The organism is Sulfolobus islandicus Y.N.15.51 (genome assembly GCF_000022485.1).
In the GTDB taxonomy this organism is placed as follows: domain Archaea; phylum Thermoproteota; class Thermoprotei_A; order Sulfolobales; family Sulfolobaceae; genus Saccharolobus; species Saccharolobus islandicus.
This window is the reverse complement of the sequence record NC_012623.1, coordinates 1361339-1385006: the sequence shown is the minus strand read 5'-3', so window position 1 is coordinate 1385006 and position 23668 is coordinate 1361339. Positions and strand designations below refer to the sequence as shown.

Below are 23668 nucleotides of genomic sequence, written 5' to 3'. Positions count from 1 at the left end.
AAACGCTTGTATATTAGCTAAAATTATAGCCTATTCAAAGGGCAAATCATACGTAACGCAGTCAGAGCTAGCTAAGATGCTCAATTTCTCACAGCAATCAATATCTCGTAAATTAAAAGAATTAGAGGATGATAAACTGATAGTAAGAATAATATCTAAAGAAGGAGAGATAATAAGATTAACAGAAGAGGGAGAAAGATTTTTGAGTTCATGTTTAAGTAGCTTAAAAGATGCCATATTGTCACTTCATAGTCTTGAGATAAAAGGAAATATCGTATCTGGGCTTGGGGAAGGCAAAATATTTCTATCAATGGATTACTATAAAAACCATATAAACAAAGTAATGGGATTTGACCCTTATCCAGGTACGCTAAATATTATAATATACGATAAACTATCTCTAGAAAATAGATTACTCTTAGACTCATCACCTTCTCTAATAGTGCCCGAATATAAGCAAAAGGATAGAGTATTAGGCGCAGTTAGATTATATCCTGCCTCAATTAATAAACTAACACCGGCTGCAGTAGTAATTCCCTTAAGAACTATACATCCAAAGAGCGTAATAGAGGTAATTTCTCCATTTCATCTCAGGGAAAAACTGAATTTAAAAGATGGCAATGAGGTAACAATAGAGGTTTATGTTTAACGTTGTTCTAATTTACAATACCTCTTTTTAATTTCATTTATTATATCTGTTGTACTTGAATGAGGCCATTTCCTTATTCTCTCGTTTAATCTAATTATTTGAGGACTTAAGCCTCGTTTTTTTAATTCCTCAAGAAACTTAGTTTCATCTACTCTCTGGTCTGGACCTAGGAAAATTATATCGGGATTTATTCTTTCCACACTTTTTAGAAAATCTTCTTGATCGCCTAATATTGCATCAAAAACGTATCTTACACTCTTAATAATTTCTAATCTAGTTTGCTCATCATTAATAGGCTTTCTACCTTTAATTCTCTCTGAATTGGAATCCCTAGCCACAGTCACGTAAACTCTTCCATATTTCGATGCCTCCTTCAAGAATTCTATATGTCCAGGATGCAATATGTCAAAAGTACCCGCGACAAATACTTTTTTCGATACATTAGATTTAGGATCATTATTCTCATAAATCTCCTTCGCATCCAACAAACCCTCAGCATAAACAATATCGACTAATGCGGTTACGTAATCACCTTTCTCTAAATAATATTTAGAATCCTCAGTATATAATCTAGCTAATTCTACCACCTTATTGTTGGCACTATCGATATTCTTTAATCGTTCATCCATTCCTTTAATGTACTTTTCTATTCTTTTCCTTAACTCATCAACATCCATTTTATAGCATCAGCCTCCATATAATGAAGGTTACCAGGAATTATAATAATATGTGGTGTATTACCGAAGTCATATAAGGTAGCCTCTTCTACTGTGAGAGCAACAATTTTCTCATCATCACAGCCTAATCTAGCACCAACTATTACAATATCAGATTTTGAAAGAACATTTTTTCTATGTTTATCTTCAAGTCGCAATAAGATCTGTAGTGCTTCATTAGCAGTCATGGCTTTCTCGCTTTTCAAATCCAGATATAGTATGGTATGAAGACCTCTTTCCTTGTTATCCTTAATCACATTATAAGGAGTAGGATCTATGAAATCGTTGTAAGGAAATGTCACTGTGACCGACTTACCGAATTTATAGGAAGATAAGAGAGATTTCGATATAAGATAGCAATGTACCGAAATACCTGGAATCACTTTTACATTATGCCCCCGCTGTTTAGCCTCTATAAGTAGTGAAACATGAGTTGTAGCTATTAATACATCTCCGATACTAGCTATACTCACGTTATAATTCTTATCTAAATAATCCATGATAATCTTCGAGTTGTTTTCTAATAAACTCCTGTCCGCTTCTATGAGAGTCTTCCCTCCCTTTACTAATCTTCTTAATACATCAACGTTTATATCGCAAGATCTAGACGTATATTTATCGAAAATTATGATATCAGAATTATTTAATGTATCTATAGCATTCTCAGTTATGAATTTCTTAGAGATTCCAAGACCCACTAGGCTTAAGATGCTCACAAAAAGAATGTATAAAATGGTGTTTAATATTATCTTATCTAAATGCTAGAGCTCACTAAAGGTATCTTAATTGCTGAGGATCTACCAGCACTTTACGTAAAACATGCTAATAGTGTAGTGATGTCCGACGTACACATAGGCTATGAAGAGGAGATGTCTAGAAAAGGTATATATATTCCTAGAATACAGAAAAAAAGATTTCTTAGTATAACGAATAGAGTATTCTCAGTTTTTAATACTAAGAAGTTAATAGTAAACGGAGATTTCAAGCACACCTTTGAAAAACTTACTAGACAAGAAAAAGAGGAATTAAATGAAATATTGAAATATTTAAAGGATAACGGAGTAGAAGTTATAATAGTTAGAGGAAATCATGATAACTATATTTCTTTAGTTACGGAAAAATTTGATAATGTAAGATTAGTTGATGAGTTAGACCTTGGAGAAATACTAATAACTCATGGACATAAAGTAATAGAGCCGAGAAACAATACAACATACATCATAGGCCATGAGCACCCAAGATTGTCAATAAGAGATAAGTTAGGTTTCTCTAGGAAACTGCAATGTTTCTTGTCAATACCCATAAAGGAAAGGGAAAACTCTCAAATTATAGTATTGCCTGCAATTGGAATATATCAAGCTGGCAATGATATATCATTAATACATTCAAATTATATGAGTAATTTGATAAAAGAGCACGCAATATTAGAAAAAGCGAAACCCTATGTTATAATTGAGGGAGAAGGTATAATGGAGTTCCCAGAATTAGGCTTAATTAAGAACATACTTATTTAAAAGAGGGATTTATAAATGCAGAATCAAAAAGTTTTTAAGGTGATCTTTTATCTCCAATTCAGCGGTATCGTATAAACCCATTGTAAATATAGAAAATATCGTGGCAACAGTTACGTTAGAGCAAAGTTTGGATTTATACGCTATGGAAAGAAGTATCCCCAACATAGAATACGATCCAGATCAATTTCCAGGATTAATTTTCAGATTAGAACAGCCCAAGGTTACTGCTTTAATATTTAAATCTGGAAAGATGGTAGTAACTGGGGCGAAAAGTACAGAAGAACTAATAAAGGCCGTAAAGAGAATAATTAAGACACTTAAAAAATATGGTATAAAAATAATGGGCAAACCTAAAATCCAAATCCAAAATATAGTTGCATCCGCTAACTTACATGTAAACGTTAACTTAGATAAAGCTGCATTCTTACTGGAAAATAACATGTACGAACCAGAACAATTTCCGGGATTAATTTTTAGAATGGATGATCCTAGAGTTGTACTCCTAATTTTCAGTAGTGGCAAAATGGTAATAACTGGGGCAAAGAGAGAAGATGAAGTATCTAAAGCAGTAAAGAGAATATTTGATAAGCTAGCGGAGCTGGATTGCGTCAAACCCATAGAGGAAGAAGAAGAATTAGAGCTCTAGAAGCCTAAGTAAACCATTTATTACACTTTTACTTTTAACGCTTTTTATTCCCTTCTTCTCTAACTCCCTACTGAAAAAGGATACGTAAACTGGAGATTCATACATACCACCAAAATAGTAGACCACATTAGAATTTACAGCTTTGCATACTATTTGCACTAAAGTAGAGAATTCTGACATACAACTATTCAAAATTCTAACTGCCTTTGTGCTATTTCGCTTTGCAGCGTTTAACAAATTAACTGAATATTGCGCTATTTTGGCTGGATTACAAGAGTTTTTATAAAGGAACATCACTAGATCTTCTTCAGTTTTAAAATTAGAAAATTGGATTAAGCTTCTATCATTAGATAGTCCTTGAAACTCTCTTAACAACTCATGTAAGAACTCTCTACCTAACCAGAATCCAGAACATATATCGCCAACTAACCATCCTCTATCGCCCTTTATTATCCTTTTACTTCCATCAAAACCATATACTATACTACCAGTTCCTGCAATAGTTATACATCCCTTATTCGCATTAGACATAAGCACAACGTGAGCATCATGTTCTATGATTACCTTATCCGCGTATTTACTTAGAAGTTGATATAGTTGACTTTTTACCTCTTTCGCCATGACTTCACTGTCAATACCGGCTAAAGATATTGCAATTCCGTTAAATTTCTTATTGAATGACGAGATTATACTGCTTAATCTTAAAACTGACTTATATGGGCCTACTTTATCTACACTTGCCGGTTCGTATTTGTACTGTCTTACTACTTTTTCACCATCATAAACGAAAACTTTAGTAGATGTACCGCCGGCATCTATTAATAGGTATTCCACAAACGATATAAACGCTAAACGACATTAAAATTTTGGTGTCTAGAAATGCTCAAACATGGTAAGTACGTTTATGTAGATCTAAATAATGGTAAATATATTAAGGTAAGGATACTAAAGTCAAGGGATGATAATTCCGCTGAAAAATACATCTTAACCAACTATGTGAATAAGAATAAACCTAAGAATGGTATGATAATAAAGATGGATAATCTACCAATAGAAGTTAAAGATAAAATAACTAGATTCTTTTTATGAGTTTCTCTAAAATCCCATATTTTTCTAATGCTGTTAAGGTAATATATATCGAAATGATAACTATAGAAGCTAATATTAACGTGTATAGTGACTGAATAGTCAGAATATATGTATTATCTATAATATCTTTCACAACGGTAAATAATATAAAGTAAATTATAACTATGTTTATGATCTTAATTATATCATGCCATACCCTAATATCTTTATTTAATCCCTTGGAGACAGCCTTACCACCAAACAATATTATGGCGGAAAATGAAGCATATGGTAAAATTTGAAGAATTGCAAAAGCGAATTCTTGGACACTACTTAGTCCTCTAACTAGCTGAAGTTGTATATAGAGGTTAATCACGCCTATTAAAAGTGAGATAATAGACACTGTAGACGTTATTACCATTATTGTGGAATTCTCCCACCAACTCTCCATGAGATCATCAATTTTGAGACCTTTTATGAACATTGCACCTCCTAATATAATTAATATTGTTGGTTCTATGTAAACTGACAAATTCAGAGCAGCCAATATTCCAGCTAAGGCTAATATTATGCCGGGTACACCTAAGAAAACTCTCGCATATCTCTTTTCCGTTATGGCCTTTCTTATGTATTTTGCAAGAAGCATATATGTTTCCTCTACTCCCCTATACTGCTCTACTATAACTTGCTGAACTGCAGAAATCTTTAACCTGGATTGAATTATGGGTATTGCACGAGCGTCATCCGGACTATCATATACTACTACTGCATATTCTGGTGATAGCTCCTCAATTACTTTGTCTAATTTTTTCGAAAATTCCAACTGCGACTCGGTACCACCTTTTTTTGAGCCGGATATGAAGACTATCTCAGCATCTTCTCCTTTTCCTTTTAGATCAACATAAATATTAAATGCCACTACCATCGAATTAAAATCGGAATCTGTGGGCATAAAATAAGCTGCTTTATCAAGAGCTAGCTTACATTTCTCTTCTCCTATAATTGGTGAAGAAAACCCTAAATTTCCTATATCATCGTCGATATCAACGTATATTACTATTGTCTTTACCATCCTTATTATCTACTTCCCCGTAAAGTATTAAAAATTCTTCAAAAGATAACCTCTTATTCTGCTTGAGCTTTTCCTCTATACTCTTCTTCTTTTTTTCAATAACTTCAGTAGTATTAACTTGTACTGGGTTTTCTTGAAGGCTTTTTAGTCTTCTTTGCGTCTCATTCAGTTCGTTACTCTTGTTTTTAATTTCTGTATTCAAATCTTCTATCTGTTTAGAAATATTCTCTATTTCACTATTTAAATTATTTATTTCATCTCTTAGCTTATTCCTCTCTTCGACTAATTTCTTTATAATATTCTTCTTTTCTCCTATCTCGTTAATAAGTGCCTTAATCTTCTCCCTAATTGTATTTAACTCAACCCTTTTTGCTAGTAATTCAGCTTTTTCTTCAGTTTTCTTCTCCTTTATTTTCATAGCCTTTTTAGCATCTTGTAATTTCTTCTCTAGCTCAGCAATTCTCTGTATAACTTTTTTCTCTTCCTCTAATGTTAAGGAACTAGTTTGCAATTTCCATTCTAGCTCCCTTATTTTCCTCTCTATTGAATCAGGATTACCTAGATTTTGAGAAGAAAGTTTTTTAACTTCCTCAAAATCTTTTCTGATTTGCTGAATTATTTCTACTAGATTTTTTCTTCTCTCCTTTAACTGGTTAAATTCCTCTAATTTCATTTTATACTCTTGCCTTATTGTGTTAATTTGCTGTGTCAACTCTTTTGCTTTGGCTATCTTTTCCCTTCTCTTCTCTCTCATTTTTTTAACTTTTTCAATAAGTTCTAACTTAAGTTGCTTCAGTCTAACTATATTCTCTTTAAGCTCAGATATCTTCTTATATAACTCGTCTGTGTCCGTTGATATAGATGACATTCTTGTCTATTTTAGTAGCGAATACGTATAAATAACTATTTCCCACATAATAGCCTTCAGTAAGCCCTAAAAATGAGCTTCGCCAGTTAAGATGAATACATGGGTATTATCAACAAATAATAATAAACCCATATAGACGTAACATAAAAATGAGATGAAAAACAACTTTAATGAAATTGGCACATTTACAAAGAATGTTTTAAAAGATAAGATTCTTATTAAATTAAAGAGTGATTTAGACTTTACGAAGTACAACATAATAGGAAAGGCTATATATAATGGAAAGGAGCAGAAAATAGGAAAGATCCTAGATGTATTAGGAAACGTAAAAGAACCTTATGCTTTAGCTATGTTAGATAAAAATTCAAAAATTTTAGTCAACGAGAAAATATTCGTTAGTTATAGTGGGAGGAGGGCAAGAAAATGAAATGTCCATTTTGTGGAACGGAGGACACAATAACATATGATATGGAAAAGGGAATGTACGTATGTACAAACTGCGGCAGTGTAATAGAAGATAATGCAGTAGATCCAGGTCCAGATTGGAGAGCCTATAACGCAAAAGACAGAAATGAGAAAGAGAGAGTAGGTAGCCCAAGTACTCCAAAAGTACATGACTGGGGATTTCATACTATAATAGGATACGGTAGAGCTAAGGACAGACTAAAAACATTAAAGATGCAAAGAATGCAAAATAAGATACGTGTGTCACCTAAGGATAAAAAACTAGTCACCTTACTTTCTATTTTAAATGATGAGAGTTCAAAATTAGAGTTACCAGAACATGTCAAAGAAACTGCATCGTTAATAATAAGGAAAATGGTAGAAACTGGACAAACCAAAAGGATAGATCAGTATACGCTAATAGTTGCTGCCTTATATTATTCTTGCCAAGTGAATAACGTACCAAGACACCTCCAAGAGTTTAAAGTTAGATATTCCATATCTTCTAGCGAATTTTGGAACGCCTTAAAGAGAGTTCAATCTGTTGCAAAATCAATACCGGACTTTCGTCCTAAAATCAGACCAACAGAATATATACCAAAAATAATATACAGATTAAATTTACCACCAATTATAGGAACAAAGGCATCCGAGTTAGTAGACTTAATGCATAAACAAGGGCTGACTAGCGGAAAAGGATACTTATCTTTAAGCGCAGCTTCGGTTTACTTAATATCGGCACTAATGGATATAAAAAAGACGCAGAAAGAGGTTGCAGACTCGTTAGATATTACTGAAGTAACTATTAGGAATAGATATAAGGATATAGTGGATAATTTTGATATTATTGTTACATTATGATTTTTATAGAATTATATAAAAGTATTGTGTATAGTATTTGCTCATTTTAAATCTTATTTATTATTAAAACTATTGAAAAGTAGTCAATTGTCACTAAAGAGTGTTTAACGTACCCATAAAAACAGTAAAATAAATAAGCGTGGAATGCATATATATATTTTAGCCAACACGGGTGTAAAAGATGGAATCAGATTCAACAAGTAATTATGAAGCAATAGTACATAAAAAGATAAAAGAAATGGGAGAAAAAGGAATTTCGCAACAAGAATTGGCTAAATCAGTCGGTTTGCCCATAAGAGAAATTAGTGGAATTATAAAAAGATTAGTTGAGAAGAAACTAATTATTAAAAAAGCTGTGAAAGAAAATGGAAAAAACATAGTTAAATTATTTGCAGTTGACAGCAATTATAATATAAACATTTATATAAATCTTAACGGTTTAGATGAGATTCCTTGCTTAAGTTGTAAAAGCTTAACCAAATGTGGGAATGGAATACATGTAAGCCCACAGACTTGTAGTAAATTATCGGGCTGGATCTTGGAAAAAGCTTTATCTTAAACTCTTAACGCATCTAATTATTTCTTCATATCCCTTATCGGTTCTTATCCCAGTAGGAGCAAAATGAGTCTTAGAGGCATCTCCTAGACATTCTAAAATCGAATCAATTGGAGGAATAGCTGAGACTTTTAATTTAGATGCGAGCTTACTAATATTGTAAAATACACTTTTATATTTCGCCTCCTTTTCTATTACATTAAGTAGCTTCTGTATTCTGTTAAAAGAGGACAAGTAATTGAAATCACTGTATGTATCTATCATTCTTTTTAAAAATTCCATATTGTGAAGAGGACCAATGTATAGAGGACCGATAATGATAAAATTTTCACCACATATTGGACACTTAGTCTTGCAATTCTCGTCTACGAACGTCTGAAATCCACAGCGGGGGCATTCCCCGAAATATTTAAGATTCTTATTAATGTTCTCATCTGCTTTTCTAGCACCACTTTCCACTATTGCGAATAGTCTATAATAATAGTCTGCATAAAAAGAGAATAACGGATGCACGGTTTTTTCCAACGTCGCAGCTTCTCTAATTATCTTGCCGATAAGTATTCTTAATCCAAGCTCCTTTGACGAGGAAAGTTTATAGTTAATAGCATCATATTTTCGTCTACAAGAAGTTCGTGAAGATCCCTCAAGTGGAGATAGATCAGTTGCTGTAAATGCTACTATTCCATTTCTTATTGTCGCGTTTACGGATGAAAGAATAAACGGTACTGGAGATCCAAAGGGATCTATATCAATGTACTCACTTTTTATTTCGTAGAGCAACGCATTTGCATCTTTATTATAAATTTTAGCGTTTTCAATTCCATTATTTTTCACATTTATTTGGATTAGGGAAGCAGCTGTTGAATTTTTATCATTCAGAATTAGTTGTTCACTTTTCCACGACTCTACATAATATCTAATTCCTCTTATACCCGTTGCGCTTAATGCGTCTAATATTATCTTAGGCTTTAACAGGCTAACCACGATTACGCTAAGGTCTCTGTTGAAAGTCATTTTAGGATTATAGAACACTGGAGCCCATGATGGATCGAATTTCCCTTCTATCATATATTCTTTAGGATCTGGTACGAATATTCTAACTTTGCCTTCCGTTACTTCCTTTAATTTCATCTATTAAAGAATGTATGTCATTTTCTTCATAAGTTTTATATCCTAGATCTTCACATTCCTTTAACATCTTTGAAGTCCTTATGATTATCAATAATTCAGATTTAGTGTAAGATGAAAGTTTCTTAGCTTCATAAAATTTCTTCATTGACTTATTGTAATCCTTGTTCTCTATTGTAACTAAATATCTATTATTTTCGTTGTCTTTAACTATCAAATCTGCTGCAGTTAATTTCAATGATAGGATGTTTAACCCATTTTCTTTCAATTTGTATATTAACTTTGATTTAAAACTCTCCGGAGAAAACTCTGTTATATCCTCTTCAATGACTTCTTTTTTACCTTTTATAGAGTCCCATATTACATCGCCTATTATATCATCCCCAAACAAATCTATCAGCTTCTCGGCAACTTCAAGCGATACGTCGGAATCCCCTTTCTCATAATCATAAATGGCCTTTCTAGAAACGCCAAGAAATTTAGCTACATCTCCTATACTATATCCCATTTCCTCTCTCTTATGTTTCAATATATAATTTCTGATCTTTATGAATATACCTCCTCTAGTTCTATAAAGGAAAATTTTCTCACCATTGATTACTTTCTTAAATCCTTCAGGTGAGACTGCAAAAACATTATCAGCCTTAACTGAGACAATATCCTCCTCTTCTTCATTAGTGACTACTAATGACGCGGTTAACGTAGATACTGCAATCTTCTTCAAATCTGAAATTTCCTCTTTGGTCACCTTATCCTCAGATACTCTAATCAGAGTGGGTTCCTTAGAGTTGAGAACGATATCTACGGATTTTCTATTATGTTCTGGATATTCAATCATTGTATAAGTATACTTTTTATCCTCCAATATGTCTATAACTTCGTTGATAATTTTTTTGCTCATATCTTACATCTCACTTAATTCTGTTTCTTCTGTATAACTTCTAGTAGAGCTAAGAATTATAAATATTAATGATGTATATTCCCTTAATAGCTTCTCGACATCCACATTTAATATTACATTAGATATTTCTCTTCCAAGTAAAATTGAAATTGCCTTTCTGTTCCATTGCTCCCCACTAATGAAATATTCTCCAATATCAGGTGATTTAATAAATATAAATGGGATTTTTACTAAAGACCATAAATAAAGTGGAATTTTACCTGAAAGCCTTTCCACTTCGTCCTTTTTTATCTCATGATAAAAATTATTATTTAGTCTAATCTTTAATTTACCTTCCAATGCATCTTTAATGGTAACGTATTCAGCAGGAGAAGAAGAGAATATGTCTTTAAGTCCAAACTCAAAAATTTTATCTATCAAACTCCTACCCTTTATATCTACTCAGAACTATTGCATGGTCCTTATCGTAGGGATCTAGGTTAATAATTTGTATTGTCTCAAAATTGGAATTTTCTAATTTCTCCACTTCAGCTTTATATATCTCCTTAGGGTCTTTAGTAACATCAATACTTCTCGCTTTAATCACTAAAAGCATATATCCATTTACTTTAAGGAAGAATCTGGCATTGTATATAGCTATATCTGTTTGATCTGGTTGGGCAATATCGACATAAAGTACGTCAACGTTCTCTACTACCGACTTATAACTTTGAGGGAATCTGGCATCAGCTAATAATGGAAAGATATTAGGCCTCCTTTGAGCTACTAATAATAATTCTCTTACAACTCTTGGAGAAAATTCAACACCATAGGCCTTGCCATTTAACTCTATAATATCAGAGACGTGACTTATTGTAGTTCCAGAAGCGGCTCCTAAATATAAGACCTTAGTGCCTTTTCTAATCGGATTAGTCTTAAGACCTTTAAGTATTGCTCCCGCTAACTTACTTCTAAATGCATTCCATTCCCTATATTCTACACCCTCGTATTTAATTAGCCTTTCACCGTAAACATTAAAGCCTGATACTAGGTTTCTTGTACATAGCCTAAAGCTACCATCGTTAAACTCGCATTCGTAAATGTTTTCCATGTTAGTTTGTTTTACGGTAACTACTTCAGACATTTTTATCACTTTCTTCCTTTACCTCTTCTTTTTCCACCTTTTTTACCTTTTGCTTGCTGTTTTTGAGGCTGTTGTGGCTTTTGTTGTTGAGGCTTTTTAGGTGGTGGCTGAGCGAATTTCTCCTTAATCTCATCTATCCTCTTCTTTAGTTGTTCGTTTAGTTGATCACCTATGAATCTCCCACTAAAAGCATCAACTCTGGCAGCTATTGCTAATTTGGCTGCTAAAGCTCTAGCAATCTTACCCCTTTGCCATCTAGGTGATGTGTGAATAGCTGGATACTGAAATATTACACCATGTTTAGGTGGTCTTCCTCCACTTCTTAACGCCCTGAATAAAGCCTTTTCGGCTCCCAATACTTGGATCGTACTAGCTGGCATTTTGGCTAATTCCTCCAGACTCCCTGATATGCTCAATAATCTAGCACCTAACGCTGGACCAACTAAGGCCGTTATATTTGGTGCAACTTCTTTCATTACGCCTTCTAGATAATTATTAAGGTTTCTCCTTATATTATACAGGTCTAAAATAGTGTTTGCGATCATCCTCATCGCAGATAAGTCATCTTCTGAGATATCCGCACCTATACTTTTCTTTGCTGCATCGACTATCCTATTTATTCTTTGCTCATTGAAACCCAATTCCTTTAGAGCATCAGTAGTTAAGAGTCCCCTATCACCAAACCTAGACACTATGGTTGCGTATTCTTCGTGATCCTCAATAAGCTTATCTAATTCTGGAAAATGAATACTATACCATTCTCTTAATCTTTCTGAGAAAAGATTTATGGTCTTATCTATATCATCCATTGCCCTTACTGCTTGAATAGCCAAAAGATCTCTCTTTTGCGCTGCAGTCCTTAACTTTCTCCTAGTGTACTCTAATGAAAGTTCATGAAGAAAATTATAATACTCCTCTTCATTACCTGTAAATTTTATATCTGTAGCTACTTTAGGTAATGATTCCCTGAATATCCTCGAAATCTTACTATATGGTTCATACGTAACCCTATAACCTAGGGCTTGCAATTTAGGAACTTCAGCTTCGTTCTCGACTACTACCTCTTGTGGGTTAACTTTCTTTAACAACTCAACTGTCGCATTAAATGGTATGCCCTTTTCATTATTTAAAAGTTCCTCAGTTATTTTTCCCAAATCTCTTGGATTTGTAATATAGTCTACAATATTACCGTTTTCATCGTAAGCAATTGCTCCAATAACATGCTCGATTAGGTATATTTTCATCATCTCTCACTACAAACCTATCTGACAAATTTTTAAGTTTAAATGCTCAAGTTATAACAAGAGTAAATATGCCTTCACACGGTTCGTTAACCAAAGCGGGAAAAGTTAGAAGTCAGACACCAAAAATACAGCCTAAAGAAAAACATAAAGAGGTACCAAGAGTAAGGAATAGAAAGGAATATGAAAAGAGAGTAGTAAAAGCTAGGCAACAAGCTGCTGCTAGATAATAAACTATTTTTGCTATTACCTAATCTTTTTCTGTGCAAGAAAATTATAAAGCAAAGGCTTATGATATTTTGAAAAATCTAAATATAGAGGAAGGGGACCTAATAGAGATTAAGAAAGGGGACCTAAGAATAAGAGGCATATTGTTACCAAGTTACTCAAAAGATGAAAGAATATTCGTAATAAAATTAGATAACGGTTACAATATAGGAATATCTATCGATAATATATCTGAGATTAAACTAATCACAAAAAATTCAAGTAAAGCTCAAGAGAGTGAAAGAAAGGAAGTTAGCCGTAATGGTGCTAAAAGCGAAATAAAGATAATTAGCACAGGAGGTACAATAGTAAGTAAAGTTGAATACGAAACTGGTGCAGTCAGACCCGCGCTGACCACTGAAGAAATAGTACAATTTTTGCCAGAAATAAACGAAATAGCAAAAGTTGATGCTGAGGTACTTTTCTCTATATTAAGCGAAAACATGAAACCTGAATACTGGGTTAAGATAGCTGAATCAGTAAAGAAAGCGTTTGATGAAGGAAACACTGGAGTGGTTATTGCTCATGGTACTGATACTATGGCATACACAGCCTCTGCCTTAGCTTTCTCTCTAAGATCATTACAAGGACCAGTAGTGTTGGTGGGTTCGCAGAGAAGTAGTGATAGACCTAGTAGTGATTCAGCAATAAATCTCTTATCCGCAGTTACCACAGCTAAATATGCGCCTTTTGGAGAAGTAGTAGTAAACATGCACGCTGACTCCTCCGACACTTACGCATTAGTACATAGAGGAGTGAAGGTTAGAAAGATGCACAGTAGTAGAAGAGATGCTTTTCAGTCAGTAAACGATAAACCTTTAGCCAAAGTCCTTTGGAAAGAAAGGAAACTGGTTATGCTCGACAAGAGTTACATGAGCAAAAAAGGCGAAACTACACTTGACGCTAAATTTGATAATAGAGCATTTTTACTATACTATTACCCTGGATTAGATAGAGACTTCTTAGAGCACATTTTAACTAATACTAAAATAAGAGGTCTCATAATAGCTGGTACTGGTTTAGGTCATACTTCATCAGATTATGTGGAATTATTCAGAAAAGCTACTAAAGATGGCATATTTATAGGAATGACAACACAGTGTTTATTTGGAAGAGTTAATATGAATGTGTATACTACTGGAAGACAGTTACTCGATGCTGGTGTCACCCCATTGGAAGATATGCTACCAGAAGTTGCATTAGTTAAACTCATGTGGGTACTTGCGCACGAGCAAGATCTAGAAAAAATACGAAGTTTAATGATATCGAATCTAGTGGGGGAAATAAATCCTCGTCACACTTTGGATCTCTTCCCAAGGTGGTCATATGAGTGAGTTAAATTATGAAGAATTAGGATTAAAAGTAGGATTAGAAATTCACCAACAGCTTAACACTTCTCATAAATTATTCTGCAACTGTAGTACTAATTTGAAAGAAGATTATAAACTAACCTTAGAGAGATATTTAAGACCTGCATTAAGTGAATTAGGGGAAGTCGATGTCGCAGCATTGTTTGAGTGGAAAAAAGGTAAAAAATACGTATACAGAATACCTATTACTACAAGTTGTCTTGTAGAAGCTGATGAAGAACCTCCACATGCAATAAATGAGGAAGCGTTAAAAATAGCGTTAGCTATCGCTATAGCACTAAATAGTAACATAGTAGATGAAATTTATGTCATGAGAAAAATTGTAATAGATGGTTCAAACACCACTGGATTCCAAAGAACAGCAATAGTAGCACTTGGTGGCATGCTAAAAGATGAGGGAGTTACAATACAAACTATTGCAGTTGAGGAGGACGCTGCAAGGAAAATAGATGAAAGAACAGATCAAGTAACCTATTCGCTTGATAGATTAGGGATTCCCTTAATAGAAATTTCAACTGGACCAGATATAAGGAGCCCAGAACAAGCTGAGAGAGTTGCACTAAAAATTGGCCAATTGCTTAGAATGACAGGTAAAGTTAAAAGGGGTATAGGCACAATAAGACAAGATCTAAATATCTCTATAAAAGGAGGTACAAAGATAGAAATTAAAGGAGTACAAAAACTGGAATTAATACCCGATATAGTTAGATATGAAGCAATGAGACAATTTAACTTACTAAAGATAAAAGAAGAATTGAATAAAAGAGGAGTGAGTAAAAATCTAATTTTGTCTAATTTTGTTGTAAAAGATCTCACAGAACTTTTTAAAAACACAAATAGTAAAATCATTAAAAGCGGAATAGAAAAGGGAGGATTAGTATACGGAATAAGAGCGTATAAGTTAAAGGGAATATTGGGTTGGGAACTGATACCAAAAAAGAGAAGATTTGGAACAGAAATTGCAGATTACGTTAGAGCACTTGCAGAATTAGGTGGACTCTTCCATTCTGATGAGCTACCCAATTACGGCATAACTGAAGAGGAGATAAACAAAGTTAGAGAAGCCCTTAATGCGACGACCGAAGATGGTTTCATTCTAATCGTTGGCGAAAGAGAGAGGTTGGATAAAGCTGTAGAAGTAATAAGGGACAGGATACTATTAGCGTTTGATGGTATTCCTAAGGAAACTAGAGGAGCGTTAGATGATGGAACAACGAAATTCTTAAGACCACAGCCAAGCTCAGCTAGAATGTATCCAGAAACTGATATTCCACCTAGAAGAATAGATGAAAAACTGCTTGAGGATGCTAAAAAATTTGTTCCGGAATCGCCAGAGTCTAAAATGAAAAGGTATATCACACTGGGTTTAAGTGAGGAACTCGCTAAGGAGATAATTAGAGATCCCAGACTCGACTTATTTGAAGAATTAGTTAACAAATATTCACCAAAGGTCTCTCCAGTTGTAATAGCGAGTACGATTACTAACACATTGAAGTATGTTAAGTCAAAAGGTGGTGATATATCAAAGATAAATGAGGAAGATATAGAGGAGCTAATAAAAAGCGTTTATGAGAACAAAATTAGCAAGGATTCGATTTCGGAAATACTCCTAGAATACACTACTAATAAAAATGTGGAACTAAAGGATGTCATACGTAAATACGAGGCATTACCAACTGAAGAATTAGAAAAGATAATAGATGATGTAATTAGTTCTAATCTAGACGAGATAAGGAAAAGAAAAGATAAAGCAGTAAACCTAATAATGTCAAAAGTAATGAGCAAAGTTAAAGGAAGAGCTGAGGGGAAAGTTATATTAGAATTAATAAAGTCAAGACTCAAAAATGTTATGGAGTGAAGAATTACCCTCGGACAGATTAATGATGAAGAGAAGGCATTTGTCGGATTTAAATGATGAGCTTGACCACTTATGAAGCTAGATGATATAACAAAGGTAGCCGCTGAGTATCCATTCAAAAATCTTAGTGAAAATATAGAGTTGCAAGATGACATGCTTAATATAGAACAACTCCCACAATTGCTAACTATTGGCGGAGTTAAGAGAGTGAAATGGAAATATAAGGCAAAAATTCTCGGTCCCGATCTATCTACAATATCAACTGAAGGAGGAGAAAATAACGAAGAATTAATAATGAGAACACCATTAAACAAGACTTCAATTCCTTGGACATTTACCAGATTAGATACTAATTCATTAAAAAAGCTGGTAGAATATTTGACACCTTGTAAAGAGGGGACTTCACTTTTTAACATCTCTCCTTGGCCAAGATATCACTTTACGCAAAACAGAACCATAGAATTAAAAGAGGGTGAGATTGGGAATGGTAGAAATGTTGAGATAGAAAATATAAAACTAGAAGAAAATCATATAAATATAAACACGAAATTCTTAAATCCTCAATTCTTCTACATAAATCCTTATTACATAGAAAGTGGTTATAATTCAATAGATAATACCTTCGCTACAAGCCTAGAACTGACAGAGACGTATTCTTTTGTAAGCAATTCACTCTTGGACTTAAAATTTGAACTAGGAAAAGTTAGTGTGGAAACCAATGGAAAAATTTTAGTTTCGAAGACAAAGAATTTTGCTGAAGCCAAACTCCATAGATTATTATGGGATATGACAAACGAGGTAATAGAAATAGACTGTAGTCCGCAATTTCCTCTTTCCCTATATCGAATCGAACCTTCTGCTGTAATTCCATTACATATAAAATTTGATGAGAAATCCAATATTTTACAAATGGTATTAGAAAACTTCAGCGATAAGCCAGTTATAGCTACTCTGTATGTCTCAGCGAGAATAACTAAAATAATAAAGCCGAATAACACGATGACAACGGAGTATGATAGAGTTAAAATTCCTATCAGAAGATGGGGAATTGTCAATTTAGAACTAGAAATAAAAAAATTACCAGACTTATTACTTAAAAGAAAAGCTATTTAGGTTCAACTGTAGTCTCATATAGGCATGGGCTTAGAGTGTACCCATGCTTTGTAAGAACTTTTTTACCTTCAGAACATAAAATACAATAATATACAGAAAGATTAGAATTTGAGTTTAAAATTCTTTCCATAACTTCATTTACAAGATCCATAAATTTTTCATCTTTCTCTAGAAGAGATCTTAAATTACTACCCCTTCTACTTTTTAGATAATTTGAAACTGCTGCTGGTGTTAACCCCATTAAATTCGCTGCCTTATACTCAGATAAATTTCTCTCCTTTATTAGTTTTTGAGCAACTATACTTCTAACTGCTGGTAAAATCTCCCTAACTGAAAATTCACATGGTAACTGTAATGACATGGCTAATACACTTCAGTCCAGTATAATATAAAAACCGATAAATAAAAATGTTTTTATAATTCACACGTTTTACATCCGCCAGCATAAGTCTCTGAAACTTCGACAAACTTCTTTTCCATCCTTAAACTGGAAGGAAGTAACTGTGTTTTCTTTCCCTCCTCTTCCTTTTTCTTCTCGTATTCTTCCCTCTCTTTTTTAACTCCGAAGTAGATTACTTGTTGTTGTTTGCTTTTATCTCTATAGACAGTTATACCTTTTATACCAAGTTTCCACGCTAATAAATAAACCTTCTCTACAGTCTCTGGTGGTTCCTCGGACCTTAAGTTAATAGTCTTAGAGGTTCCAGAGTCATTCCATTGTTGCCAAGCTGCTTGATGCAGAACGTGGTAAATTGGTGGAACCTCGTGAGCAGTTCTGAACAATTTCCTTAATGATCTTGGCATAAATACATTATCGTCAATTATTCCACTTTCAGCTATCTTCTGAATGACTTCCGGATCATCTAACTCATATTTTCTGAGATACTCTAAGAAAAGTGGATCAATCTCTATAAACTTTCCAACTGCAACATTTCTGACAAACGCTAACGCAAAGAGTGGCTCTATTGAAGATGAGGTTCCGGCTATTATTGAGATAGTACCAGTTGGAGCTATAGAAACTACAGTGGAATTCCTTAAACCATATTTTAACCTTTCGTCTTTTAGTAAATCAAAGTCTAACTTATCCACTACACTAGTTAGCTTTTTAACATAATCTGACGGTTTATCAGCGACTTCAGCAATTTGAAGTAATGAATTGAAGTCCAATGCGCTCTCCCAGATATCTCTATACAATTTTGAATCGTAGGTAGGGAATGGACCCTTCTCCTTAGCAACTTCAATAGATGCCTTATACGCATGATAGAATATAAACTTGGCTAATTGGTATGACAAGTATATTGCGTCTACGCTATCATAAGCAATACCCAATTTAATAAACATCCTGGCTAATCCCATGACACCTAAACCAACTTTTCTAGTCCTCTTGGTTGCATCTTCAATTTGCTTTAATGGGTAACGATTTGCATCAATTACATTATCTAAGAACCTTACTCCATAACTGATAATTTCTGCTAATCCGTCCCAATCTATCTCAACTTTACCGTTTCTCTCTATAATAAATTTCTCTAGATTTATAGAACCTAAATTGCAACTCTCCCAAGGTAATAGTGGCTCTTCACCACATGGATTAGTAGCGTTAATCTTACCTAAATACCATACCGGGTGCCTCCTATTAATAGTATCAATAAAGAGAAGACCAGGATCACCACTATCCCAAGCTCCTTTAACGATTTCATCGAATAGTGATTTAGCATTAACATATCTTACAACAGCACCCTCCTTCGAGGCTATTATGAGGGCCTCATCAACTGTAATGACTTTACTCTCATCCAATGAAACTACTCCACCTTTTTCTTCTAGTTCTGATATGATAACCTCTTGAATCCACTCCTCATTCATATAACCTCTAGCTTTTGTAATATAATATTCGTGATCCCTTCCTGCTATTTTAGTCTTTCTAGGGTTAATCAAAGGTACACTCTCGCCTTTTACAACAGCCTCCATAAAGTAGTCATAAGCACCTACAGAAATATTGAAATTCTGCAACTGAACGTCCTTCAATTGTCCAGTTTTCGCTCTTATGAAATCCTCAATATCAGCGTGCCATGCATGCATAACTCCCATATTAGCTCCTCTTCTCTTTCCACCTTGCTTTATGACATCAGTAGAGGCATCAAATACTTTCATAAATGATACCGGGCCAGAGGCTACACCTGCAGTCGAAGCAACAACATCGCCCTTAGGTCTTAATTCTGAGAAATCGAAACCTGTCCCTCCACCTTGTTGATGAACCAGAGCAGTAGCTCTTAATGCGTCATATATACCATCTCCCTCTGGTGTAGTCATAGCATCTTTAACTGGAATTACGAAACATGCTGATAAGATGCCTAATCTAGTTTCACTATTCATTAAGGTTGGCGAATTAGGTACAAACTTTAGGCTGCTTATCATTTCGTAAAACTTCTCTTCTAACTGTTTAACTTCAGCCTCAGACTTACCATACTTTCTCTCAACTGATGCAAGAAATCTGGCTACTCTTCTGAATAACATCTGTGGTGTCTCAATATATCTTAAGGTATTTGGATCTTTCAATAAGTATCTAGCTTCCAATACTTTTAATGCATTGTAAGAGAGAAGCAAGTCCTTTTCATTAAAATCTTTCCATTTCCCTTTACCGAAAACGTGATTGTAAATTCTAGCTAAGACATATCGCTTCGCTAATTCCATTAAGAAAGGATACTTTAGAGAGTTCTCTATGAGATTTCTTTCTACTATATCAGCAATTGCTCTAGTATCTATAGCGTTATCCTTAACATTTGCTTGGACATCATTAACTATACCATCTGTTACCTCATCTGGTACAGAAGAAAGTTTAGATAATATCTTCTCTAATTTAAACTCGTCAACCCTTCCATCTCGTTTAATTACTTTAATCTTTCTTAAAGATGTAGAGTATAGTAACTGCTCCATTGTCTTCAAGGATTATTATAACCTAGATCAATTTAACTTTATACTGTACATGAGAAGAGTATTACCTCGTCGTATTTCAAAAAGATAATATCTGCTTTTTCAGAACTCAAAATTTAAAGGCATCATTAAAATAATTGAATAGCTCCGAGTGAGAATTCTCATACTTACTAGCTAGGTAGCCGGGCAGGGATTCGAACCCTGGTCCCAGGGGCCAGAGCCCTGGATCCTTGACCACTAGACTACCCGGCTGTATTTAAATAAGGGAACATTACTTAAAAGTTTATTACCACGTAGATAAGAAAGACCAACCCTAGATAAAAGAGACAAGAAGAATAAACGAGAATTAGGAAAAACTTACTCCTTCCTTTATCGCAATAAGCTTTAAATCTTATTATATGATAGTTTTCTTAATGCCGCCGTAGCTCAGCCTGGTTAGAGCGCCGGCCTTGTAAGTTACTGCCTAGATAGCCGGCGGTCGCGGGTTCGAATCCCGCCGGCGGCTTCTTCCAAATATTTTTCTATAGCCATTCTAATTACTTCGCTTCTACTCATTCTACTATTTAATGCAAATAGATCTAGTTTTACTAAAAGTTCCTCCTCTGCTTTAAAAGTGATTACTCTAACCAATTTTCCTCTTTTATAAATTGGTTAAGTAGTATATTATAGGAAAATTTCTATTATAAGCAAATAGAGAGGGAGTTGAGTGAAACTAATATCCCAAAGACTTCAAGATTTCTTCTATCCTATCCTTAAGCGTCTCTGGATCTTGCTCTTCAATTATAAAACCCCTTATTATAATCCCTTCAGCCTCTCTTTTACTTAACCCCCTAGTTTGTAGATAGAAGATTTGATTTTCGTCTATCCTACTTACTGCAGCAGAGTGTTTAGCCATAACTACCCTGCCAGTTTTTACTTCAAGCATGGGAGAAACTACTGCTTTAGCATCTTTTCCTAAGACTAATGATCTACCAATTATCGATGTGGAAGAGTTAATTGCAGTCTCATCTATAGTTGCAACCCCCCTTACCACAGTAAACGCTTGATCGTTGGAGATTGCCTTCATAAAGCCATTGCTTACACTCCTCTGGCCTAGATGAATGACATTATTAACTACATCTATCTTATTGTTGTGCGTCCCAAAAGCTCTTGATGAGAACTCACTTACACTGCCCTCCTCTAGCCTAGTGTTAAATTGAACGTGACCCATTTTGTTACCGTTCACAAATATTGATGAATGCATTGTACCTTTTATGTTAGCCTTAATGTACGAGAAAAGAAGACTGTTGTTGCTAGAGAAGTTCACAAATTGGAAATCTAAAGTAGAACCATCTTCTATATTAACAGATATTATTGGAGTTATTAAGGAGCCTTCACCAAGATTTAGACCTTCATAAATTACCTTGATTTGTTTATCTTTAGGTACGTTAATTATTAGATGTGAAGGTAAAAGATATTTGTTTTTATTGACGACATGCCTAACGTGATACTCTCCTTCGTTACTTATTGTTATCCGCCTAGATAGAGAATAGGCAAGTGATACTAATTTATGCTCATCACTACTTATAACATTATCATTCAATAAGTCATCTACTTCTATGTTATTTTTTGGAATTCTTATAGTGTCATCTATAATTTCAATTGTATTTTCAGTTTCACTATATTTTACTTCTTGCCTAGAAATTTCACTGAGGTTTAATGACTCGTATAAGTCCCATTCAGTATAATGTTTGATAGTTGGTGAGTCATGTATCAATTGATATGGCTTAGAAAGATACAAAGAAAACGCTTTTTCCCTCTCTCCTCTATCTTGTGTAAAGTTTTCATTAATTATTTTTTTAGCTAATTGTATATCGACTACTCCCAACTTAAGCCACTGCACCTAGCTTATCTAATTCTAACTTTATAACCTTATTTAACATGGTAGCGTACTCAAATGGAAGTTCTTTCATGATCTCATCTATGAACCCTAATACTAGCATCGAAGTGGCCTCTTTTTCATCTATACCCCTTGTCATTAGATAGAAGAGTTGATCCTCATTCATTCTGAATGTATGCGCTTCATGTCCTACGTCTGCGTCTTCCTCTAACACTTGATTATGTGGATACGTGTAGGCTTTAGTTTTATCATCAAGCATTAGAGAGTCGCATTTCACAAATGCCTTAGAACCTACTGCCCCTTTATTTACTTTAATTAATCCTCTATATACGTTAACACCACCATTGAAACCAATATTTTTGTTTACCACTTTGCTCTTAGTATAAGGTGCAGCATGGATCATTTTCGAACCACTATCTTTCCACTCACTCTCTCCACTGGTCATTGTAACTACTAAACTGGTTGATGAAGCGTTCTTCCCTCTAAGGATAGTTGATGGGTATACAAAACTGTACTTGGAACCTAATGATCCTTCGACCCATTCCACAGTCGAATTTTCGTCAGCCCATGCTCTCTTATTATTGAAATTAATCACGTTTTTGCTCCAGTTCTGGATTGTAGTGAACTTTATGTAAGCGTTCTTTTTTGCGTATAATTCTACCATACCATCATGGAATGAGTATTTCTTAAGTTGTGGTGCTGTACAACCTTCAATAAAGTGGATATACGATCCCTCGTCAGCTATTAGTAGAGTGTGCTCAAACTGTCCTTCAAGCTCCGATCCTATTACGAAGAATCCTTCTACTGGTGTTGTTATCTTCACATTCTTTGGAACGTATACGAATACACCCCCACTCCATAATGCGCCATGTAAAGCGGCAAACTTGTGATCAGAGGCTGGAAATATCTTCATAAAGTACTCCTTCATAAGGTCCGGATATTTATTCACAGCTTCATCTATTGGTAGCATTACTACTCCTTTTTTCATTAGTTCAACTTTAACGTTAGAGTAAATTGGTTCTGATTCTAATACTGCTACAAGACCTCCTAGGAACTTTTTCTCACTTTCAGGTATACCTAATTCATCGTAATATTTTCTTATTTCTGGTGGTAGCTCTTCCCAGCTTTGGGCTTTATCGACACCAGGCTTAACGTAAAGTTCTAATGCTGAAATGTCTAAACTTGATAAAACGTCTGGTAACCAATTTGGCGTAGGTAATTTTTCGAATAATTCTAAGCCCTTTAATCTTAATTTTAACATCCATTCTGGTTCTTTCTTTATTCTGGAAATTTCCTCTATCGTAGATCTGCTTAATCCCGATTCTACTATTCTTCTATGAAATTCTAACTGGTTAAGTTTATTGTACTTGGCGTCTATAGTAGCGTTTATTATCTCATGAAGATCTAATGATATTTTATCTTCTTGCATACTTATAACCTATTCTTTAACTCTGTTAAAGATGAAT

25 protein-coding genes, 2 tRNA genes and 1 pseudogene are annotated in these 23668 nt (G+C 34.2%); 12 read left to right on the top strand and 16 right to left on the bottom strand.

What is annotated here, in order from left to right; translation table 11 throughout:
* Positions 1-25: 25 nt before the first annotated feature.
* Positions 26-649: a CTP-dependent riboflavin kinase gene (locus YN1551_RS07775; protein WP_274379011.1), complete on the top strand. Its 624-nt coding sequence runs from the start codon at positions 26-28 to the stop codon at positions 647-649.
* Here the strand turns inward: YN1551_RS07775 and YN1551_RS07770 are convergent.
* Positions 646-1326: a DUF357 domain-containing protein gene (locus tag YN1551_RS07770; protein ID WP_012713660.1), complete on the bottom strand. Its 681-nt coding sequence runs from the start codon at positions 1324-1326 to the stop codon at positions 646-648. The genes YN1551_RS07775 and YN1551_RS07770 overlap by 4 nt on opposite strands.
* Positions 1308-2081, bottom strand: coding sequence for a diphthine synthase (gene dph5 / locus YN1551_RS07765; protein ID WP_012711280.1), 774 nt, complete (start codon positions 2079-2081; stop codon positions 1308-1310). Before dph5 ends, YN1551_RS07770 begins: the two co-directional genes overlap by 19 nt.
* A 42-nt stretch (positions 2082-2123) precedes the next feature.
* On the opposite strand from dph5, the gene YN1551_RS07760 reads away from it, so the two are divergent.
* Both YN1551_RS07760 and YN1551_RS07755 read left to right on the top strand, forming a co-directional pair.
* Positions 2124-2879, top strand: a complete 756-nt coding sequence (locus tag YN1551_RS07760; RefSeq protein WP_012711281.1) for a metallophosphoesterase — start codon at positions 2124-2126, stop codon at positions 2877-2879.
* A gap of 88 nt (positions 2880-2967) precedes the next feature.
* Positions 2968-3525 carry a TATA-box-binding protein gene (locus YN1551_RS07755; RefSeq protein WP_256365649.1) on the top strand — a complete coding sequence of 186 codons (558 nt, stop codon included), beginning with the start codon at positions 2968-2970 and terminating at the stop codon, positions 3523-3525.
* Here the strand turns inward: YN1551_RS07755 and YN1551_RS07750 are convergent.
* On the bottom strand, positions 3514-4359 hold the full coding sequence (locus tag YN1551_RS07750; protein ID WP_012713661.1) for an N-acetylglucosamine kinase: 846 nt from the start codon (positions 4357-4359) through the stop codon (positions 3514-3516). The two genes, YN1551_RS07755 and YN1551_RS07750, sit on opposite strands and share 12 nt — an antisense overlap.
* A 45-nt stretch (positions 4360-4404) precedes the next feature.
* On the opposite strand from YN1551_RS07750, the gene YN1551_RS07745 reads away from it, so the two are divergent.
* Positions 4405-4614, top strand: coding sequence for a DUF5622 domain-containing protein (locus YN1551_RS07745; RefSeq protein ID WP_012711284.1), 210 nt, complete (start codon positions 4405-4407; stop codon positions 4612-4614).
* Here YN1551_RS07745 and YN1551_RS07740 read toward each other — a convergent pair.
* Together YN1551_RS07740 and YN1551_RS07735 are read right to left on the bottom strand one after the other, a co-directional pair.
* Entirely contained in the window at positions 4598-5665 is a 1068-nt protein-coding gene (locus YN1551_RS07740) for a DUF373 family protein (RefSeq protein ID WP_012717505.1), read from the bottom strand. The genes YN1551_RS07745 and YN1551_RS07740 overlap by 17 nt on opposite strands.
* Complete coding sequence (locus YN1551_RS07735) at positions 5637-6533, bottom strand: coiled-coil protein (protein ID WP_012711286.1); 897 nt, start codon at positions 6531-6533, stop codon at positions 5637-5639. The genes YN1551_RS07740 and YN1551_RS07735 overlap by 29 nt, the downstream gene beginning before the upstream one ends.
* Positions 6534-6687: 154 nt before the next feature.
* Between YN1551_RS07735 and YN1551_RS07730 the strand changes: the two genes are divergently transcribed.
* The 3 genes from YN1551_RS07730 (at position 6688) to YN1551_RS07720 (ending at position 8397) form a co-directional block, all read left to right on the top strand.
* Positions 6688-6960, top strand: coding sequence for a Gar1/Naf1 family protein (locus tag YN1551_RS07730; protein ID WP_012717504.1), 273 nt, complete (start codon positions 6688-6690; stop codon positions 6958-6960).
* Entirely contained in the window at positions 6957-7838 is an 882-nt protein-coding gene (locus YN1551_RS07725; protein WP_012711288.1) for a transcription initiation factor IIB, read from the top strand. The genes YN1551_RS07730 and YN1551_RS07725 overlap by 4 nt, the downstream gene beginning before the upstream one ends.
* Positions 7839-8019: 181 nt before the next feature.
* On the top strand, positions 8020-8397 hold the full coding sequence (locus YN1551_RS07720) for a winged helix-turn-helix transcriptional regulator (RefSeq protein ID WP_012713663.1): 378 nt from the start codon (positions 8020-8022) through the stop codon (positions 8395-8397).
* Here the strand turns inward: YN1551_RS07720 and YN1551_RS07715 are convergent.
* The 5 genes from YN1551_RS07715 to YN1551_RS07695 are packed head-to-tail and all read right to left on the bottom strand — an operon-like array spanning position 8389 to position 12793.
* Positions 8389-9525 carry a tRNA (guanine(26)-N(2))-dimethyltransferase gene (locus tag YN1551_RS07715; RefSeq protein WP_012716131.1) on the bottom strand — a complete coding sequence of 379 codons (1137 nt, stop codon included), beginning with the start codon at positions 9523-9525 and terminating at the stop codon, positions 8389-8391. The genes YN1551_RS07720 and YN1551_RS07715 overlap by 9 nt on opposite strands.
* Entirely contained in the window at positions 9491-10423 is a 933-nt protein-coding gene (locus YN1551_RS07710) for a transcriptional regulator (protein WP_012716132.1), read from the bottom strand. Before YN1551_RS07710 ends, YN1551_RS07715 begins: the two co-directional genes overlap by 35 nt.
* Before the next feature lie 3 nt (positions 10424-10426).
* Complete coding sequence (locus YN1551_RS07705; RefSeq protein WP_012711292.1) at positions 10427-10843, bottom strand: DUF61 family protein; 417 nt, start codon at positions 10841-10843, stop codon at positions 10427-10429.
* 4 nt (positions 10844-10847) lie between these two features.
* Complete coding sequence (locus YN1551_RS07700; protein WP_012711293.1) at positions 10848-11546, bottom strand: fibrillarin-like rRNA/tRNA 2'-O-methyltransferase; 699 nt, start codon at positions 11544-11546, stop codon at positions 10848-10850.
* A gap of 5 nt (positions 11547-11551) precedes the next feature.
* Positions 11552-12793, bottom strand: a complete 1242-nt coding sequence (locus YN1551_RS07695; RefSeq protein WP_012713666.1) for a hypothetical protein — start codon at positions 12791-12793, stop codon at positions 11552-11554.
* A gap of 65 nt (positions 12794-12858) precedes the next feature.
* Here YN1551_RS07695 and YN1551_RS07690 point away from each other — a divergent pair, with 65 nt between their 5' ends.
* The 4 genes from YN1551_RS07690 to YN1551_RS07675 all read left to right on the top strand — a co-directional run bounded on the left by YN1551_RS07690 (position 12859) and on the right by YN1551_RS07675 (position 17395).
* A complete protein-coding gene (locus YN1551_RS07690; RefSeq protein WP_012716133.1) occupies positions 12859-13017 on the top strand; it encodes a 30S ribosomal protein S30e in 159 nt (52 codons plus the stop codon).
* A 33-nt stretch (positions 13018-13050) separates the two neighbouring features.
* Complete coding sequence (gene gatD, locus YN1551_RS07685) at positions 13051-14388, top strand: Glu-tRNA(Gln) amidotransferase subunit GatD (RefSeq protein WP_012711295.1); 1338 nt, start codon at positions 13051-13053, stop codon at positions 14386-14388.
* Positions 14381-16282 (top strand): Glu-tRNA(Gln) amidotransferase subunit GatE, encoded by a 1902-nt coding sequence (gatE, locus tag YN1551_RS07680; RefSeq protein ID WP_012711296.1) that lies wholly within the window; start codon positions 14381-14383, stop codon positions 16280-16282. Before gatD ends, gatE begins: the two co-directional genes overlap by 8 nt.
* 72 nt (positions 16283-16354) lie before the next feature.
* Entirely contained in the window at positions 16355-17395 is a 1041-nt protein-coding gene (locus tag YN1551_RS07675; protein ID WP_012713668.1) for a hypothetical protein, read from the top strand.
* Here YN1551_RS07675 and YN1551_RS07670 read toward each other — a convergent pair.
* The 3 genes from YN1551_RS07670 to YN1551_RS07660 all read right to left on the bottom strand — a co-directional run bounded on the left by YN1551_RS07670 (position 17388) and on the right by YN1551_RS07660 (position 20575).
* On the bottom strand, positions 17388-17756 hold the full coding sequence (locus YN1551_RS07670) for a transcriptional regulator (protein WP_012711298.1): 369 nt from the start codon (positions 17754-17756) through the stop codon (positions 17388-17390). The genes YN1551_RS07675 and YN1551_RS07670 overlap by 8 nt on opposite strands.
* A 53-nt stretch (positions 17757-17809) precedes the next feature.
* Entirely contained in the window at positions 17810-20326 is a 2517-nt protein-coding gene (locus YN1551_RS07665) for an adenosylcobalamin-dependent ribonucleoside-diphosphate reductase (RefSeq protein ID WP_012717503.1), read from the bottom strand.
* A gap of 176 nt (positions 20327-20502) precedes the next feature.
* A tRNA-Gln gene (locus YN1551_RS07660) sits at positions 20503-20575 on the bottom strand.
* Between the two features lie 163 nt (positions 20576-20738).
* Between YN1551_RS07660 and YN1551_RS07655 the strand changes: the two genes are divergently transcribed.
* Positions 20739-20828, top strand: a tRNA-Thr gene (locus YN1551_RS07655).
* Between the two features lie 11 nt (positions 20829-20839).
* Here the strand turns inward: YN1551_RS07655 and YN1551_RS17870 are convergent.
* The 3 genes and pseudogenes from YN1551_RS17870 to sufB all read right to left on the bottom strand — a co-directional run.
* Positions 20840-20953: pseudogene (locus tag YN1551_RS17870) on the bottom strand (ribbon-helix-helix protein, CopG family); the annotation flags it as partial.
* An 82-nt stretch (positions 20954-21035) separates the two neighbouring features.
* Positions 21036-22205, bottom strand: coding sequence for a SufD family Fe-S cluster assembly protein (locus YN1551_RS07650; RefSeq protein ID WP_012716144.1), 1170 nt, complete (start codon positions 22203-22205; stop codon positions 21036-21038).
* The gene (gene sufB, locus YN1551_RS07645; RefSeq protein ID WP_012717502.1) at positions 22192-23631 is read right to left on the bottom strand and encodes a Fe-S cluster assembly protein SufB; all 1440 of its coding nucleotides are present in this window, start codon (positions 23629-23631) and stop codon (positions 22192-22194) included. The genes YN1551_RS07650 and sufB overlap by 14 nt, the downstream gene beginning before the upstream one ends.
* Between the last annotated feature and the right edge of the window lie 37 nt (positions 23632-23668).

Bases quoted from the DNA above. Each gene is read 5' to 3' on its own strand.
- YN1551_RS07665 (WP_012717503.1), bottom strand. From the start codon at position 20,326: ATGGAGCAGTTACTATACTCTACATCTTTAAGAAAGATTAAAGTAATT.
- YN1551_RS07710 (WP_012716132.1), bottom strand. From the start codon at position 10,423: ATGAGCAAAAAAATTATCAACGAAGTTATAGACATATTGGAGGATAAA.
- sufB (WP_012717502.1), bottom strand. From the start codon at position 23,631: ATGCAAGAAGATAAAATATCATTAGATCTTCATGAGATAATAAACGCT.
- YN1551_RS07700 (WP_012711293.1), bottom strand. From the start codon at position 11,546: ATGTCTGAAGTAGTTACCGTAAAACAAACTAACATGGAAAACATTTAC.
- gatE (WP_012711296.1), top strand. From the start codon at position 14,381: ATGAGTGAGTTAAATTATGAAGAATTAGGATTAAAAGTAGGATTAGAA.
- YN1551_RS07675 (WP_012713668.1), top strand. From the start codon at position 16,355: ATGAAGCTAGATGATATAACAAAGGTAGCCGCTGAGTATCCATTCAAA.
- YN1551_RS07670 (WP_012711298.1), bottom strand. From the start codon at position 17,756: ATGTCATTACAGTTACCATGTGAATTTTCAGTTAGGGAGATTTTACCA.
- YN1551_RS07745 (WP_012711284.1), top strand. From the start codon at position 4,405: ATGCTCAAACATGGTAAGTACGTTTATGTAGATCTAAATAATGGTAAA.
- YN1551_RS07690 (WP_012716133.1), top strand. From the start codon at position 12,859: ATGCCTTCACACGGTTCGTTAACCAAAGCGGGAAAAGTTAGAAGTCAG.
- YN1551_RS07735 (WP_012711286.1), bottom strand. From the start codon at position 6,533: ATGTCATCTATATCAACGGACACAGACGAGTTATATAAGAAGATATCT.
- YN1551_RS07730 (WP_012717504.1), top strand. From the start codon at position 6,688: ATGAAAAACAACTTTAATGAAATTGGCACATTTACAAAGAATGTTTTA.
- YN1551_RS07740 (WP_012717505.1), bottom strand. From the start codon at position 5,665: ATGGTAAAGACAATAGTAATATACGTTGATATCGACGATGATATAGGA.
- YN1551_RS07695 (WP_012713666.1), bottom strand. From the start codon at position 12,793: ATGATGAAAATATACCTAATCGAGCATGTTATTGGAGCAATTGCTTAC.
- YN1551_RS07725 (WP_012711288.1), top strand. From the start codon at position 6,957: ATGAAATGTCCATTTTGTGGAACGGAGGACACAATAACATATGATATG.
- YN1551_RS07760 (WP_012711281.1), top strand. From the start codon at position 2,124: ATGCTAGAGCTCACTAAAGGTATCTTAATTGCTGAGGATCTACCAGCA.
- YN1551_RS07720 (WP_012713663.1), top strand. From the start codon at position 8,020: ATGGAATCAGATTCAACAAGTAATTATGAAGCAATAGTACATAAAAAG.
- YN1551_RS07715 (WP_012716131.1), bottom strand. From the start codon at position 9,525: ATGAAATTAAAGGAAGTAACGGAAGGCAAAGTTAGAATATTCGTACCA.
- YN1551_RS07770 (WP_012713660.1), bottom strand. From the start codon at position 1,326: ATGGATGTTGATGAGTTAAGGAAAAGAATAGAAAAGTACATTAAAGGA.